Raw genomic sequence first — 15,883 nt, 5'->3', positions numbered from 1 at the left:
AACTTGGCCCGCCAGGTGTAGAACGAGGCATCACTGAAGCCGTGTCGGCGACACAGTTCCTTCACCGGCACACCGGCCTCCGCCTGCTTGAGGAAGTCGAGAATCTGCTCTTCGGTAAACGCTTTTTCACTGCCGTCTCCTGCTCGGAACACGGACTCTACTAAGTTTGACGTGGTACTGAAATCGGGGGGCAGGTTACATGGACTTCCTCCTATGCTCAAAGCATAGGCCGGGAATGTCTATCGTATCGGGGGTAGTCCAATTCAAGATATTCGGAATATCTGGCCGCTCTACTGTGGCCTTTTTGTACGCATGTGAGCCTGGCTGCTTGCTGATCAACGCAGCTCACGCATCAGGTACATACCTTGAACCGCCCGATTTGCTCACGGTGTCTCCATTCTTTCGATGAACTTGACGGTTGTATCTGCTCCATCGAATGACTCATGTGTTACTGAAGAATGATTTCAAATTTGAAATGTTCTTCTTTGCATCTTTGATCCAGTATCTTCGTCCTAAGACATCTTCAATCTGAATGTCCTTTGCTTCTCTCTGGCTGTCCTCAAAGACGCTATAAAGTATACGGTCATCGTCATGATGGATTATTATTTCGAAAATATCACCTTCAGAAAGGCGAATAGATGTATTTTGCGCAACAAGTTTCTCTATCAGTGGCCGTGCCTCGGTAACTACTTCTTGTAGTTCATGGGCTCCAAGTTCCCGAAGAGGTGTGAACCAGTTGCCTTGCTCGCTTATGATTACGAAGCGGGTCATTATTATAGGGCGGCGTCCTGCATTGACAATGATTACTCTCATGCTGGGGGCTAGCTCTAACCCACGAGTTGCGTCGTAGAAAATCTCTGATCTTGTGTGTATCCGTGCACGATCCTGACGAGTACTGTAAATGGAGACCGCCAGGCTAAGTCCTGAGATAATTGCTGCAGAAAACGAGACTATTAAGGATATTTCGTTGAGCATGAATAGAACCTTATTTCGATAGATGCCGTATGTGGTAATCAACCTATCCCGGATGCTCCTCCTGAAGCGATTTTTCCCAGCGGCTGTAACGCAAAGGCCACGATGTCGAGCGGCCAGTAGGCTTCGATATAGCTGTAGCTTTAACTCCAAGGCAGCAGTTCCGAGTTTGAACTCGGCGGAAATGCACGTCGTTGTTTGCTCAATATGACGAAGTTTTTCGCTTGAATCAGTGATCCGGGATCAGTAGACCTCCTACAGAACATCATCTGTATGCAATGATAAGTTAGGCGTCTACACGCAAATTCCAATAATAGCTTAGGCGTCACCTTCAATCTCTTTTAGTGTGCGACCGGCTTGGTTCTTCCAGGATATCGGTCCAGGCGCCGTTCCACCTCGGATCACTCCTGCGGCTGCGCTTGGACTTGAGAACTCGACGTCTTTAGTGAAGATTAACAGTCCATTCTGCGGCTGAAGCGTTCCATTCTCGATCAGTTGTTGCCGCAACTTGAGTATCCAGGCGCCATGTGTTTTTCCGCTTTGTCGTTCCTGCAGAATGGCTGTTGAACCGGCTAAAACGACAAAGCCATTGGGTGATCGCATTCCGCGTGCCTCCGCACTCTTAATCTTGGATACAAGTACTTCTGTAGGCTGGAGTAGCTCGGCGACCGGCTTTACCGGAGTGAGTAGTTCCGAGCCAAGAACGGGCAATAGCTGTCCGATGCGCTCAAGGTAGACCTCCATATCGTGTTGATCTGACTCTGGCAGGCGCGATCCACTGTTGTTTGCGTTAATTAGGCTGTAGCGGCCAACTTGACTGGCAAGCTCAATGATTCGCCCTTCAAGGTAGCGAATGTGGGCTTTGGTGAGGTTTTCATCCTTGCTAACGAAAACGATGGCGGAGTTCCAGTACTCTTTGCTCCGATGCTGCTTAATGCGATCTAGAACGACCTCAGCTTCACCTATATATGCAACCTGCTTGCCGGAATCGGGGTCTTCTCCGAGCAAGAGATACACACCCGGCTGCAGAAGTTCGCGGCGATTTAAAAGTCGGTCTAAATCAGAGCGTGGGGCTGCGATAGCTTTTCCCGACCAATTGGATATCTCTGCCGTACGGACGCGCTTAGGATCTCCCAGTGGTAGAAAAAGTTTTATGGTGGCAGATGGGTTCATTTATGGCGCCTAATGTTTAGCTAGATAATGGCAGGAAGCCTGGCTTATGGTAGAATGATGCGGTAGCTGCGTTACGAAGGTGTTTAAGCTACGGGGTGGACTTCAGTTTGTCATCAGTGAATGAGTTCTCTCGGGTGACGTGATCGTCACGGTTGGGCTGTTGGTATACACAAGCGCCTGCTAATCCCGCAGGCTCACGGGTTCTCTTTCGTTATAAATCGTTACGTCAGCGACGTGCAGTAGTGTCCGGGTTCAGTAGGACACTACGCTACCCCACCTACTATAAACAAAGAGACATTGGCCCCACTGCCTAGAAGGCATTGACCCTTTCACTACACGAGCTTCACAACCCCCTCTGCCGCGCCACCCCCATCTCCCGCTGCTCCTCCTCGCCAATCTCCTTCAACGCCACTTCTCCCACTCCCAGCGCGCGTTCCAGGCTGAGTTCGCCGCCCTGGGCGGCGAGCAGGGCCTGGAGGCGTTGGAATTCGCCGCACCAGAGGGTTTCGATGTCGCGGTCGCGCTGGCTGTCGCGGTTGGCGTTGAGGGCGACGGCGCGCAGTTGCAGGCGGCCGTTGTCGGCCTTGCCGCCGACTTCCAGGCCGTAGCCGGGGGTGGCGGGTTTGCGCAGGACGACCCTGCCGGTCTGCGCCCAGGCGGTGGTCATGCCTTCGCGGACTTCGTAGCCGAGGCTGGCGAGGCCCTGGAGCACGGCCTGGCGGCGGGCGAGGGCGGCCTGTTGCTGGAGGTGGGCGGTGAGGATGGCATTGCATCGCTCGGTGAGTTCGGCGAGTTGCTGCGGATCGCTGTCGGGCTGGCAGGCGGCGGCGCGCTGGAGCAGTTCGGCGTGTTCGGCGGCGCCCAGGGCGGCGACTTCGCTGGCGAGGTCTTGCAGGTGTTCCAGGCGCTGGCGTTGCTGCTGGTGTTCGCGGGCGGCCTGGGCGAGGTCGAGGACCAGGCTGTCGAGCAGCAGGTTGCGGCGCTCCGGGCGCTGTTCGGCTTCGGCGCGGGCCAGTCGCTCGAGGAACGCTTGGGCGCTGGCCTCGCCTTGCAGCAGTTGCAGTTCGGCGATGTGCCGGTCGATGCGCGCCAGGCGCTGTTCGCGCGGGGCGTCCTGTTGCTGGCGGGCGCGCCACTGTTCCAGGGTGATGGGCGCTTCGTCGGTCTTCAGGCGCTGGGCGAGTTCGTGCTGGGCCGCGCTGAGGCGTTCTTCGGCGGGGACGCTGGCGAGGGCGGCGAAGCCTTGGGCGAGCAGGGCTTCCGCGTCGTCGCGGAGGGCGCCGTCGGCCAGCGCTTGCAGGGTTTGCCGGAGTGCCGCGCTGGCGGCATCGGGCCTGGCGTCGAGGGCCTGGAGCAGGGCGCTGGCGTTTTCCTGGAGGCGGCGGTGTTGCTGGCGCGTTTCCGCGGCCTGGCGAATGGCGCGCTCTTCGCGTTCGGCGAGGTCGCGCTTGAGGAATTCGCTTTCGATCTTCACCTGTAGTTGCACGTCCAGCCAGCGTTCCTGTTCGAGCAGGGCGTGCAGGCTGGCGCGGCGGGCGTGGGCGGCGGCGCGCTCGGCGTCGCTGAGCTGGGCGAGCCGGCTGGCCTGGTTTTCCCAGCGCGCGAGGGCCTTGTCCAGGCGTTGCAGGTCGCGCTCGCAGGTGGCGATGGCTTCTTCCCGGGTGACGATTCGTACGACTTTCGGTCCGCTCATTGGGAGGCCTCCGCTGCTGCCGTGGGATGGGTTTCCGCGCTGGGCGCCAGGGCCTTCTCGATGGCGGCGCGCAGCCGTGCGCGTTCGTTGTCGCCGTCGTGGTACCAGCCCTGGGAGGAAACCCGGTGGAGGTGCGGGATCGCCCGCCGCAGCACCGAGGGTCGCCAGATTTCCCGGGCGCGGGCGCGTTCCAGCAGCGGGTGGCAGGGGGCGTCGCATTCGATGCCGATGGCGTAGAGGCCGGTGGCCGGGTTCTCGATGGCGAAGTCGAGGCCGAAGGCGTCGCCTTCGCTGGCGGGCGCGGCGGACCAGCCCAGCGAGCGGATGTACTCGCCGACGATCTCGCTGAAGCCGTCGTGCCGCTGGTAGTGCTGGCGGCGCTGGTCGCTGCGGTCGGTGTGCAGGCGCTCGAGCAGTTGGCCGGTACCGGCGAACTCGCCGGCGGACAGTGCGCGGGCGTATTCCAGGTAGCCTTGCAGGTAGTCGCGCGGGCTGCTCGGCGAGCGCTGGGTGCCGAGCATGTCGGAGATGTCGCCGATCGGCATCGAGGTGATCATCACCACCTTGCGCCGCGCGCGGGTCACCGCCACGTTGAGGCGGCGCTCGCCGCCGGTCTGCCCGAGCACGCCGAAGTTGCGCCGGAAGCTGCCCTGGCCGTTGCGGCCGAAGGTGGAGGAGAAGACGATCACGTCGCGCTCGTCGCCCTGCACGTTCTCCACGTTCTTCACGAACACGCCCATGTCCTCGCCGTCTTCGCTGCGCTCGCGCTCCTCGCTGTAGGCGGCGCGGAACGCCTCGTCCTGCTCGGCGCGCAGTTCCAGGCGCTCCTCGATGAGGTCGGCCTGCTTGCGGTTGAAGGTGACCACGCCCACCGACGGCCGCGCCGCATAGGGTTGGCGCCAGAGTTCGGCGAGGTAGTCGACGACTCGCTCGGCCTCGCGCTCGTTGCTCTGGTTCTGGTACAGGCCGTTCACCTGGATCAGTTCCAGCGGCTTGATGCGCAGGATGTTGGCCTGCGGATGGCGTACCGGCACGCTCAGGCGGTTGCCGTAGAACGAGGCGTTGGAGAAGCCGATCAGCTCGCGGTAGGCCGAGCGGTAGTGGATCTGCAAGGTGGTGCTGGGCAGGGCGTTGCGCGCCAGTTGCAGGAGGTCCGGGCAGTCCTTGATCTCGCGGCGGTTCCAGGTGTCCTCGTAGGCTTCGCGCTGCTCCTCGTCGGCGTCCTCGTCGGGCGCTTCGCCGTCGAACAGCTCGGCCTCGTCGCTTTCCACGCGGCTGGAGAAGAACGCGGTCGGCGGCATCTGCTTCTCGTCGCCGCTGACCACCGTGACCCGCCCGCGATAGAGGGTCGGCAGGGCGAACTCCACCGGCATCTGCGAGGCTTCGTCGTAGATCACCATGTCGAACAGCCCGGCCTTGAGCGGCAGCACGCGGCTGGCCAGGTCGGGGTTCATCAGCCAGACCGGGCGCAGGCTCATCAGGCCGAGTTCGGCGCCCAGCTCGATGAACTCGCGCAGGCGCCGCGAGCGCTTGCCGGTCAGGCGGGTGACGTCTTCCCACTGCTTGCGGCTGCCCAGGCGCGCGGCGTCGATGCCCTTGCCGAGCAGTTCGCGGTTCAGCGCGCGCATCTGCACGTCGGCTTCGGCGAGGCTGGCGACCCTGGCCCTGGCTTCGTCCTGGCTGAACAGCAGTTCCGGATTGTCTTGTTCCAGGCGCTGCTTCCAGCCCAGCCGCGCTTCGCGATTGAGCATGCGGCGCACCGTGGCTTCGAGTGCTTCGGCGGGAATCGCGTCGAGTCGTTCCTGGCGCTGGCGCAGCAGGGCCAGGAATTCCAGGTCGGTGGCTTCGAGCTGGCCGGCGCGGCCACGGAAGCGCTGGTAGGCGACCAGTTGCGGCAGCGCCTCGCGCAGGCGGCCGAGGGCCGGCAGGTTGCTCTGGTTGCCGGCGATGGCGCGGTGCAGCTGTTCCAGCAGTTCGTCGCCGAGCCAGTCGGCGAGCACCTTCAGTTTGTCCAGGCTGAGCTGGCGTGCGGCCTGGCGGATCAGCGCGGCGTCGATGTCGCCGAGCAGCGCTTCGAAGCGCTGTTTCTCGCCGGTGAGGATCACCGCGTCGAGCTGCTCGGCGCGTGGCGCTTGGGCCAGGCCGCGAGCCAGGGCCTGGATCTCGCGCAGTTGCTGGCTGGCGTGGCCGGCCAGGTTGGCTAGTTCGGGGCCGGCGTCAGCGGCGAGCGCCGCCAGCCCCAGGCTCTGTTGCAGCGCCGCCAGTTGCCGGCGCAGCGGCCGCCATTGGCGCTCCAGGTCGCAGGCGCCGAGGAGGACGGCCAGGCGGTTGTCGTCGTCGGCCTCGCCGTGCTCGCGCAGGAAGCGCCGCAGGCGGCCGCGCCGCAGCAGGCGCAGCGGGTTGAGCCGGGCCAGCCAGGTGCGTGCCTCGAGCACCTGGCGGGCGTGGGCCTGGAAGCGTTCGAGGTTGTTCTCTTCGAGCATGGCGAGGGCCGGCGACAGCAGCGGCGCGTGCCGTTCGAGGTCGAGCTGGCGCAGTTGCCGTTCGATCTGCTCGGCCTCCGCCAGCAAGCCGTCGCCACGGCTCGGCTGTCCTGGCGCGGCGTCGCGGAACAGCGGCAGCCAGTGGGCCAGGCGCTGGCGCTGCTCCTCGCGCAAATTCAGCAGGGTACCGACCTGGCTTGCCAGCCAGGCGCGGTAGGGCGTCGGGTCGTCGACCTCGAAGCTCGCCGGGTGTTCGTCGAGGGCTTTCTGCCGGGCGTTCTCCGCTTCGCCGAAGGCGCGCAGGCTGTCGGCGAAGGCTTGCAGGGTGGCCTGGTCGGTGGCGAAGGCGCGCAGTTGCGCCAGCGGGCTGCCTTCGTAGCGGGCCGGTAGCCAGAGGCGGACCAGCGGCGCGCAGTTTTCCTCCAGGCGCGCCAGGCTGCCGATGTCCAGCGCCGCCAGGCGCTGGCGCAGGGCCGGGAAGTCCAGCGGCGGCGAGCCTTTCTCCAGCTCGATCAGTTCGCCGAGCAGGCGCCGGTAGCTCAGCCCGGTGGCCTCGTCCACGCGGTGCAGGCTCTGGTGGTAGCGGTCCAGTTCGCCTTCCAGCGCCTCGATACGCGCCGCCAGGCGCTCGCGCTGGCGCTCCCAGCCCTGGGCGCCGCCGGCGTCGGCGAACAGCGCTTCGAGTTGCTCGCGGATGTTGCGGATCACCGGTTCGCGGTCGCGGTTGACGTCGTTGAGCATGACGATGCGCTGGCCCAGGCCCTCGGCCACCAGGCGCTTGTGCACCACTTCCAGGGCGGCGTGCTTCTGGCAGACGATCAGCAGGCTGCGCTGGCGGCCGATGGCGTCGGCGACCATGTTGACGATGGTCTGGCTCTTGCCGGTACCGGGCGGGCCTTCCACCAGCAGCCCCGGGCTCTGCCGGGCCTGCAACACGGCGGCCTCCTGGGACGGGTCGCTGGCCACGGTGAAGTAGCGCTGCAACTCCGGCGGGCTCTCGCGGGCTTCCGGCTCGCCGTTCTCGCGCAGGCGCAGCGCGGTCTCCAGGCCGGTGCCGGAGGGCGGCAGGCTCTTTAACTGGCGCAGGTCCTCGCCGATCGCCTGGCCCATGAAGGTGACGTGGAACAGCACCGCGGCGCAGGCCAGTTGGTCCTGGTAGGGCGTGACCTCGGTGGAACTCGGCGGCAATCCTTCCAGCACCCGCCCGCGCGGGGTGGCGAGCAGGCCGAAGGCATCCATCACGTCGGCGGCGCGCAGCGCGGAGCGGCCGAGCAGTTCGTCGGCGACCTTGCGCCAGCGCTTGCACGGCTCGGGGCCGAGCAGGCTTTCCAGGGCCGGGTTGAGGCGCACTTCCTCGCGCTCGCCGTCGAAGGCCAGCGCCACCTGGCCGCGGCTGCCGACTTCCAGTTGCAGCTTCAGCGGCCACAGCAGCAGCGGCACGATGCGCGTGCGGGTGGTGCCGCGCGGGTCGCGGTTGAGCAGGAAGGGGAAGCCCAGGTAGAGGCCGTCGATGCCGGTGTCGCGCTTGTACAGCGAGCTTTGCCGGGACAGCGCGTTGAGCCGCACTTCCAGTTGCGGGTTGGCGAGGAAGCTGTCCGGGTCGAGGCTCACCGCGCGGGCGTTGCGTTGCAGCAGATGGTCGAGCAGGGCGGCGGCGGGGCGTCGCGCGCTGTGCAGTTCGTTGAGGTCGATGCGTGGGGTGCTCTTGCCGATGCTCATGCGCACCAGCGGCCCGCGCATCACCGCGGCGACCACTTTCTTCTCGAAGAAATCGAGGATCTGCGACACGTACTGCTGCTTCTGCGGTTCCAGCCACTGTTCCGGCGGGATCGCCAGCAGCACCAGGACCCTCGCCAACGGCATGCGCCGCTCCAGGCGGAACTGCTCGGCCCATTCGTCGACCCTGGGCACGCCGCTGCGGGCGAAGCCGCTGATGCGTTCGTCGACGCGGCGGTACAGCTCCTGCCGCGAGTGCTGCAACAGGCCGCGCGCGGTCTCCGCGTCGAACAGGTGCACATCGGCGTCGCGGGCCAGGCCGGCGGCTTCCTCGACGATCGCCTCGGCGGCACGGAACTGGCCGATGTTGGCGCTGAGCAGGACGATCAGGTCTTCCTCGGCGATCACCCGGCGCTCGGCCAGGGCCAGCAGGCCGGGGTGCTCGGTGTCCGGCAGGAGGCGCTGGCGCTCCTGCCACTGCGCGGCGAGGCGCGCCCGCGAGGTCGACAGCAGGTAGATGCGCAACTGTTCTTCGGCGAGTTCGATGTGCTGGTGCAGGGCGCGCTGGCGGACGTTCTCGGCGCGGGTCTTGAGCCGCGACAGCCAGCTTTCGGTGTGTAACTGTTCGAGCAGGTCGGGCACCGAGCCGCTGATCAGCCGGTAGCCCTCCAGCGGATGCTCCAGCAGCCAGCCGGGGGTGACGATCTCGCCGCGCTGGATCAGCGGGATTTCCGGGTTCAGCAGCTTGAGCGCCAGCATCAGCCGGAAGTCGTCCTCCAGCCCCTCGTGCTGGGCCACCTGGCGCAGGCCGGCGAGCAGCCTGGGCGACAGGCCGATGTGCTCGGCCCAGGTGACGATCGCCCCGCGCAGCAGGTGGTCGAGGGCCTCCGCCCAGTGCTCGGCCTGGGCCGCGGCCAGGGCGAAGACCGTCGGCTTGCGGAAGCGCCGGGCGCCGAGGGCGATGCTGGCGCCTTCGGCGTCGTCCTTTTCGCTGTCCGCCGAGGCCGGCGCGTCCACCGCCTCGCCGTTCAGCCAGGCCTGTACCTGCGGCCACTGCCAGCGCTGGTGGCGGTCGCGTGCAAGCAGGCCGCGCAGCAGCAGGTGCAACTGCGGGTCGAGGTCGTCGGGCAGCGCCACGCCGTTGGCCAGCACGTGGATCAGGAAGGCGTTGGCGTTGACCCCTTCGAAGCAGGCGCCGCGGGTCAACTGCTCCAGCAGGATCATGCCCAGGCTCCACCAGTCGGAAGCCGCCGCCACGCCGCCGGCGATCGCCTCGGGGGCCATGTAGCGGCTGGTCTCCAGCGGCGAGACGATATCCAGGTCGAATTCCGACAGGCGCGCCGAGCCGAAGCCGCTGATCACCAGGTCCAGCGGCTCGTGGCTGCGCACCAGCAGGCTGGCCGGGCGCAGGTCGCGGTGGCGCAGGCCGGCTTCGTTGAACACGTGCAGGGCGTGGCCCAGCTCGCGGACCACGTGACGCACCGCCTCGCGGTCCTCCAGCACGGTGCCGAGGTCGGCGAGGCTGCCGCCGGTGAGTTCCTCGACCACTTCGTAGGCGCGCTCGTCCCAGCGGCCGGTGGCGAGGATTTCCGGCACGTGTTCGCGCGGCAGGCGGCGGATCACGTCGTAGATCGCCGGGTCCGGCTCGGCGCCCGGGCGATACAGGGTGAGCACCGCCTGGCGGGCGCTTTCCGCATGTTCGGCCAGGTAGCGCTCGCGCACGCCGTCGCTGCTGGCGATCTGCCGCAGCAGGCGCCAGCCGTCGATCAGGGTTTCCGTGACGGCGGGCTGCGGCGTGGCCTCGGCCTGCATCGGCAGCGGGTCTTCGGCCGGCGCGGCGCCGCACTCCAGGCACATCAGGTCGCCGGGTTGCAGCGGGTGGCCGTTGGCGCAGAGCGGGGCGGACGCCGTTGGCGGCTCGCTGGCTGGCGGCGCGATGGCTTCCTGGGTCAGCACCGGTTGCGGTCGCCAGCCGGCGGGATGGATGGCTTCGGCGGAAAGGTCCCAGCCGCAGGGCTGGCCCTGGATCGAGCCTTCGCAGAAGATTTCCGAAAGCGAGCGTTCGCTCTGGCAGTTGGGGCAGAAACGTATCATCGGTATCGATCCATTCAGCGCGGCCGATGGGCGCTGACGCTAAGTTGGTGGCCCTGTTCGCGCAGCAGGTCCTGCAGCCGCAGCAGGTCGTCGCGGCGCGGGATGCCGGCCATCCACACGCTGCCGTCATGGTCGAACATCAGGTCGAGGGCCTTGTCGTCTTCGCGCAGTGGCCGCTGGTAGCCGCCGAGGCGCGCGCGGCCGAGTTCGGTGAGCAGGCTCAGGCGCTGGTTGTCGCTGCCGCGCAGGGCCAGGCTCTGTTCGGCGTGCTGTTGGTAGGGGTCGCTGATCAGCGCGTCGATCAGCCCGGCGGCCTGTTCCAGCTGCACGTGCAGATGCTCCAGCGGGTAGCCGCTGTAGACCAGGATGTCGGCGCGGCTGCGCTGGCGCAGTTCGCCGAGCAGGGCGAGGAGGGCAGCGAACTGCTCGAAGGGTTCACCGCCGGAGACGGTGATGCCCTCGGCCTGCTCCAGCCATGGCTGGATGTCTGCGAGCAGGCGTGCCAGGGCGATGCGCCGCCGGCCTGGCCCCCAGGTATCGGCGGAGATGCAGCCGGGGCAGCGGATACTACAGCCCTGGAACCAGATGCCCAGGCGCCGTCCCGGGCCCAGGGTGGTCACCGGGAAATGCACCCGCGACAGGCTCAGTTCCATCTCAGCGGCGTTCCAGGGTCAGGCCGTCGGCGTCCAGGGCGCTGATCAGGAAGCGCTCGCCCGGCTGCGCGTCCTGGTCGAACAGTGCCCGCGACAACGGGTTGAGCAGGCGCGCTTCGAGCTGGTTGCGGATGCCGCGGCCGCCGTTGGACAGGTCGCCCAGGCAGAGGTCGTGCAGCGCCTGGCGCGGCGCCTCGGCCAGTTCGATGACGAGGCGCTGCTCGCGGAGGTCGGCGAAGGTGCCGTCGACCATTTGGGTGAAGATCTGCTCGGCGACGTCGGCGCGGATGAAGTCGAAGACGATGATGTTCTCGCCGATCCGGTTGAGGATTTCCGGGCGGTTGAGAACCAGCTTGAAGTAGCGCTCGATCTCGCCGTGGACCTTGCCCTGCACCGCCTCGAAGGGCTCGCCGGGGAGCACGTTGGCGACCCGTTCGCCGTTCTCCCCCTGGCGGTAGATGCCCAGGTTCGAGGTGAACACGATCAGCGCCTCGGAGAAGTACACGCGATCGCCGCGCCCGGAGGTGAGCACGCCGTCGTCGAGGATCTGCAGGAACTTGTCGAGGATCCGGGGGTGGGCTTTCTCGATCTCGTCGAAGAGCACCACGCTGAAGGGTTTTTCGCGGATCGCGTTGGTCAGTTCGCCGCCGACGTCGTAGCCGACGTAGCCGGGCGGCGCGCCGATCAGGCGCTGGTCGGCATGCTCGGCGCTGAACTCGGACATGTCGAAGCGGATGTAGGCGCTCTCGTCGCCGAACAGCAGGCTGGTGACGGTCTTCGCCAGCTCGGTCTTGCCGACCCCGGTGGGCCCGGCGAGGAAGGCCACGCCGCGCGGGCGGTTGCCCTTGCGGCTGGCGCCGACCCCGGTCATCGCGCGCTTGACGATGTCCAGCATGTGGGTCACCGCGTGCTGCTGGCCCTTGACCCGGCGGCGGACGATCTCGTCGGCCTGGCGGATGCGCTGGCGGTCGATCTTCAGCCAGGGGTCTTCGGTGACGCCGACCTTGTAGCGGCGCACGGCGTCGGCGATGCGTTCCATGGCCAGGCCTTCCACGCGCGCCAACTGGACGATGGCGTTGAGATCGAGGAGCAGCAGGCCTTCGGTGTTCTCGACGAAGGTCGCGGCGGCCTGTTGCAGGGCCTCCTCGGCGACGCCCGTGCCGCCGAGCCCGCGGAGCAGCGCCGGGGCCAGGGCCCGGCGCGCCGCCTGGTCGGGCTTCGACACCGGGATATGGCGCAGGCGCGGGTTGTCCACCAGCAGCCAGTCGGGCAGGTCGCCTTCCTTTTCCACCACCCACAGCACGCTGTTGAAGAACGGTTTGCGCTGTTCCCCGGCGGGACGGCTGCGGGCCTGGTGGGAGAGTACCAGGGCCTGGGTGAACAACTGATGCTCGGCGGCGCTCAGGGCGTCGTTGCGCACCGCCAGGCGCGAGGCGAAGTCGACGATCAGGGCGATCGGCTCGCCGCTACGGTTGACCAGGCGTTGCAGGGTCGCGCCGAGCAGGTCGATGCCGGCCGGCGCGGCGCCGTCCACCGGGGTCAGGCCGAGGTCGAGAAGCACCTGCGGAGTGGCGCCCGCCTCGCTGCCCGGCCGGCCGAGCACACGGAACCCGGCCAGCGGATCCCAGGCCAGCACCTGGGTGTAGCCGGCGCCCAGCAGGGCGTCGCAGAGGGTCTGGTTGAAGCTCTGCGCAGTGACCGTACCCGGCACCACTTCACAGGCTTGCAGGTCGCGGATGTTCCCGGAGAGGACGAATTGACTCTTGAGGGGCAGGAAGCGCAGGAGGTCGCGCAACCAGCGTGGCTTTTCGAACAGTGCAGTCCCTGGCATCGATAGTCGCTCACAGCGTGTGTCGTGGCCACAGCATATTGCCCCGAGGGCCATGTCTCCAACCCTGACCTCGCCGGAGGCGACGAAACCTGCCAGTCAGGCGTGCGCTGCGTGGGTGGCCTTTCCTCTGCCCGGCTCGGGCGCCTCCTCGTTCCACCCATGCTCGGCAGGGGATCCGCGCCGCCCGCTGGCACTTGGCGCAGGCGCCGCCGCATGCCGGCGGAGAGAGCGGCACCCGCCGCCTACGGTGCCTTGTCGGCCAGTGCCTCCAACAGGTCGGCGGAAGGTACGAAGAACAGGCTGCCGGTCACCGCCCTGCTGTAGTCCAGCAGGCGGTCGTAGTTGCCCGCTGGACGGCCGACGAACATGTTCTCGAGCATTTCCTCCAGTGGCTGCGGCGAGCGCGCGTAGCCGATGAAGTAGGTGCCGAACTCGCCGGAGCCGGGACGGCCGAAGGGCATGTTGTCGCGGAGGATCTTCACTTCCTCGCCGTCCTTGACCAGGGTGGTCAGGGAGCTGTGCGAGCAACTCGGCTTGAGCGCTTCGTCCAGCTCGATGTCGGACAGCTTGGTGCGGCCGATGATGCGCTCCTGCGCCTCGGTGGTCAGGCCGTTCCAGCCGGCCATGTCGTGCAGGTACTTCTGTACCAGCACGTAGCTGCCGCCGGCGAAGTCCGGGTCCTCGTCACCGACCAGGGTATGGCGGGCGACGTCGCGACCGGTCGGGTTCTCGGTGCCGTCGACGAAGCCGACCATGCTGCGCATGTCGAAGTAGCGGAAGCCGTGGACCTCGTCGACCACCTTGACCGCTGTGCCGAGCCGGCCGAGCAACTGGGTCGCCAGTTCGAAGCAGAGGTCCATCTGTTCGGCGCGGATGTGCAGCAGCAGGTCGCCCGGGGTGGACACGGCGACCCGCTCGCCGCTGCCGATCTCGCGGAAAGCGTGCAGCGACGCCGGGCGCGGCGAGCCGAACAGGCGTTCCCAGGCGGCGGCGCCGAAGCCGGTCACGCAGGACAGGTCGCCGCCCGGCACGCGCTTGCCGACCGAGCGCACCAGCGCCGCGATGTCGCCGCACAGGGCGCGCACGGCGGCGGCGGGTTCCTCGCCTGGCGCCAGGGTCGCGACGAGGAAGATCGCGCTGCGGGTGATCGGGCTGTCGACCGCTTGGGGTACGGGGGATTCGTTGACCATCCGGGTGTGACCTCATCGAAGCTGGAAAGGCGAGCCTAGCAGAGTCGGAGCACGCTCTGGCTGTCCTCGATCAAGGCCTGCCCGGGGTTCAGCCGTCGTAGCTCCGGCAGCCCCAGCGGAACGCCTGCGCCGCCGCCTCGATCCCGCGCCCGATCACCAGGCGCGGCGGGCTTTCGTCGAGGCCGGGACGCGGCGACAGCGGCCGGCTGTAGAGCACCTCCAGCTCGCCGAAACCATCCAGCGCGGCGCGTTCCGCCGGGTGCGGCGTCGCGCCCTGGCGCCGGGCGAAGTCTTCGAGGTCGCCCTCGGCGTAGGCCATCACCAGCACGCCGCTGTCGCCGCGTACCCGCACCGCGTTCACCAGGCTGCCGTCGATGCGCAGCGGGGTGGCGAAGCGGTAGAGCAGGTCGAGGGTCTCGCCGGGCGCGCGATCCAGCACTTCGACGCCCTCGGCGCGCAGGCGCTCGGCGGTTGCGCGGTCGCGGGCGTCGGGGAAGTCGCCGCGGCAGTGCAGGGCGTCGGCGAACAGCGCGGTCAGGTTCGGTGCTGGCGGGGCAGGGGACGTGCAGGCGGCCGGCAGGAGCAGCGCCAGGCCGGCGGCGAGACGGAGCCGGTAGGGGTGGGCGTTCATGTAGCCTTCCGTTGGCGGACAGTGCGGTGGGAGGAATTGCCAGCAGATGCTTCCGCGATACTGGCGGCCTGCGCTCAGAGCAGTACGGGCAGCGCGTCTTCGCCCAGCCCCGCTTCTCTCAGTCGCGCCCTGGCCCTGGCGGTCGCGCGCACGGCGTCGAGGTCGCAGCCGCGAGGAATATAGACCGGATCGAAGCCTTCGAGCACCAGGTAGGTGGAGGCCTGGCCGCGGGCATTCAGGTAGGCGTTGAAAGCCCGGTCGGCCGGGCGCAGAAAGACATCGCACCAGTACGGCAAGCGCTGCGCGAACAGCGCCTTGGCGATCTCCAGGTGCTCTTCGAACAGTTCGTCCATGCTGCCTCCCTTCTCCTGACGGAATAACGTCACTCTTCGCTACGGCCGTCGCCTTCGCGATCCCTTTCATAGTGCCGTGCCAGCGGAAACGCCGGCAACCAGCCCTCGCGGCGGATGGTCCAGAGTTCGTAGGTGGGCTGGAACTGGTCGGGAGCGTCGAGGGCGCCGAGGCTGACCTCGATCTCGTCGGCGCTGCGCGAGAACACCGACGAGCCGCACTGCGGACAGAAGAAACGCCCGGCGTAGTCGCGGGTCTCGCCCTCGATGCTCACCGCCTCCTCGGGGAAGATCGCCGAAGCGTGGAACAACGCGCCGTGGTGCTTGCGGCAGTCGAGGCAGTGGCAGAGGCCGACCCGATAGGGCTGGCCGCTCGCCACCAGGCGGACCTTGCCGCAGAGGCAGCCGCCGGTGAATCGATCCATTTCGGAACTCCTTTGCAAGGCGTTGGGGCGTTCAGCCCTTGAAAGCCTTCTCTATGGCGGCGATATCGATCCTGCCCATCGTCATCATCGCCTCGAAGGCACGCCTGGCCGCCGCGCGGTCGGGGCTGGCGATGGCTTCGCTGAGAACGCGCGGGGTGATCTGCCAGGAGATGCCCCATTTGTCGCGGCACCAGCCGCAGGCGCTTTCCTCACCGCCATTGTCGACGATGGCGTTCCACAGGCGGTCGGTCTCGGCCTGGTCGTCGGTGGCGACCTGGAAGGAGAACGCTTCGCTGTGGCGGAAGGCCGGGCCGCCGTTGAGGCCGAGGCAGGGAATGCCCATCACCCGGAACTCCACCGTCAGCACGTCGCCCTCCTTGCCGGAAGGGTAGTCGCCGGGCGCACGATGGACAGCCAGCACGGCGCTGTCAGGAAATGTCTCGGCGTAGAAGGTCGCGGCCTCCAGGGCGGCACTGTCGTACCAGAGGCAGATGGTGTTCTTGCTGATCATGGCTGGGTCTCCATGGGCGGGGGCGACCGTGGAAGTCTAGACCTGCGGGCGTTTCGAGCCGTGCTGGGCGCCGAACGGTGGCGCTGCCGGGCGATCGCATGCGCAGTTGCAGTTCCGCTTCGGGCGTAAATAGAATGAGACTCATTATCATTAGTGTCGTG

12 protein-coding genes and 1 pseudogene are annotated in these 15,883 nt (G+C 66.8%); all 13 read right to left on the bottom strand.

The window, feature by feature from the left end; all coding sequences use genetic code 11:
* Positions 1-152, bottom strand: a 152-nt coding sequence (locus AC4OR5_RS24745) for a transposase (RefSeq protein WP_491952850.1), incomplete at its 3' end; no start/stop codon positions are given.
* Positions 153-261: 109 nt separating this feature from the next.
* Positions 262-385: pseudogene (locus tag AC4OR5_RS24740) on the bottom strand (IS3 family transposase); the annotation flags it as partial.
* 56 nt (positions 386-441) lie between these two features.
* Positions 442-975, bottom strand: a complete 534-nt coding sequence (locus AC4OR5_RS24735; protein ID WP_127891044.1) for a hypothetical protein — start codon at positions 973-975, stop codon at positions 442-444.
* Between the two features lie 315 nt (positions 976-1,290).
* The gene (locus AC4OR5_RS24730) at positions 1,291-2,145 is read right to left on the bottom strand and encodes a GIY-YIG nuclease family protein (protein WP_071534255.1); all 855 of its coding nucleotides are present in this window, start codon (positions 2,143-2,145) and stop codon (positions 1,291-1,293) included.
* Between the two features lie 343 nt (positions 2,146-2,488).
* Positions 2,489-3,838 carry a coiled-coil domain-containing protein gene (locus AC4OR5_RS24725; RefSeq protein ID WP_058160151.1) on the bottom strand — a complete coding sequence of 450 codons (1,350 nt, stop codon included), beginning with the start codon at positions 3,836-3,838 and terminating at the stop codon, positions 2,489-2,491.
* Entirely contained in the window at positions 3,835-10,131 is a 6,297-nt protein-coding gene (locus tag AC4OR5_RS24720; RefSeq protein WP_058160150.1) for an AAA domain-containing protein, read from the bottom strand. Before AC4OR5_RS24720 ends, AC4OR5_RS24725 begins: the two co-directional genes overlap by 4 nt.
* A 14-nt stretch (positions 10,132-10,145) precedes the next feature.
* The gene (locus tag AC4OR5_RS24715; RefSeq protein WP_058151905.1) at positions 10,146-10,784 is read right to left on the bottom strand and encodes a 4Fe-4S single cluster domain-containing protein; all 639 of its coding nucleotides are present in this window, start codon (positions 10,782-10,784) and stop codon (positions 10,146-10,148) included.
* A 1-nt stretch (position 10,785) separates the two neighbouring features.
* Complete coding sequence (locus tag AC4OR5_RS24710) at positions 10,786-12,669, bottom strand: AAA family ATPase (RefSeq protein ID WP_024947538.1); 1,884 nt, start codon at positions 12,667-12,669, stop codon at positions 10,786-10,788.
* A 188-nt stretch (positions 12,670-12,857) separates the two neighbouring features.
* Positions 12,858-13,805, bottom strand: a complete 948-nt coding sequence (locus AC4OR5_RS24705) for a Dyp-type peroxidase (RefSeq protein ID WP_023106410.1) — start codon at positions 13,803-13,805, stop codon at positions 12,858-12,860.
* Positions 13,806-13,893: 88 nt separating this feature from the next.
* The gene (locus tag AC4OR5_RS24700) at positions 13,894-14,436 is read right to left on the bottom strand and encodes a hypothetical protein (protein ID WP_058160149.1); all 543 of its coding nucleotides are present in this window, start codon (positions 14,434-14,436) and stop codon (positions 13,894-13,896) included.
* A gap of 74 nt (positions 14,437-14,510) precedes the next feature.
* Positions 14,511-14,789 carry a hypothetical protein gene (locus tag AC4OR5_RS24695; protein WP_003090604.1) on the bottom strand — a complete coding sequence of 93 codons (279 nt, stop codon included), beginning with the start codon at positions 14,787-14,789 and terminating at the stop codon, positions 14,511-14,513.
* Positions 14,790-14,818: 29 nt separating this feature from the next.
* On the bottom strand, positions 14,819-15,211 hold the full coding sequence (locus tag AC4OR5_RS24690) for a GFA family protein (RefSeq protein ID WP_003090602.1): 393 nt from the start codon (positions 15,209-15,211) through the stop codon (positions 14,819-14,821).
* 31 nt (positions 15,212-15,242) lie between these two features.
* Positions 15,243-15,722, bottom strand: coding sequence for a VOC family protein (locus tag AC4OR5_RS24685; protein WP_003131038.1), 480 nt, complete (start codon positions 15,720-15,722; stop codon positions 15,243-15,245).
* Positions 15,723-15,883: the final 161 nt, after the last annotated feature.

This window comes from Pseudomonas sp. YA1, from assembly GCF_058680555.1.
The sequence above is the reverse complement of the archived record's forward strand: the minus strand, read 5'-3'. Positions and strand labels throughout refer to the sequence as shown.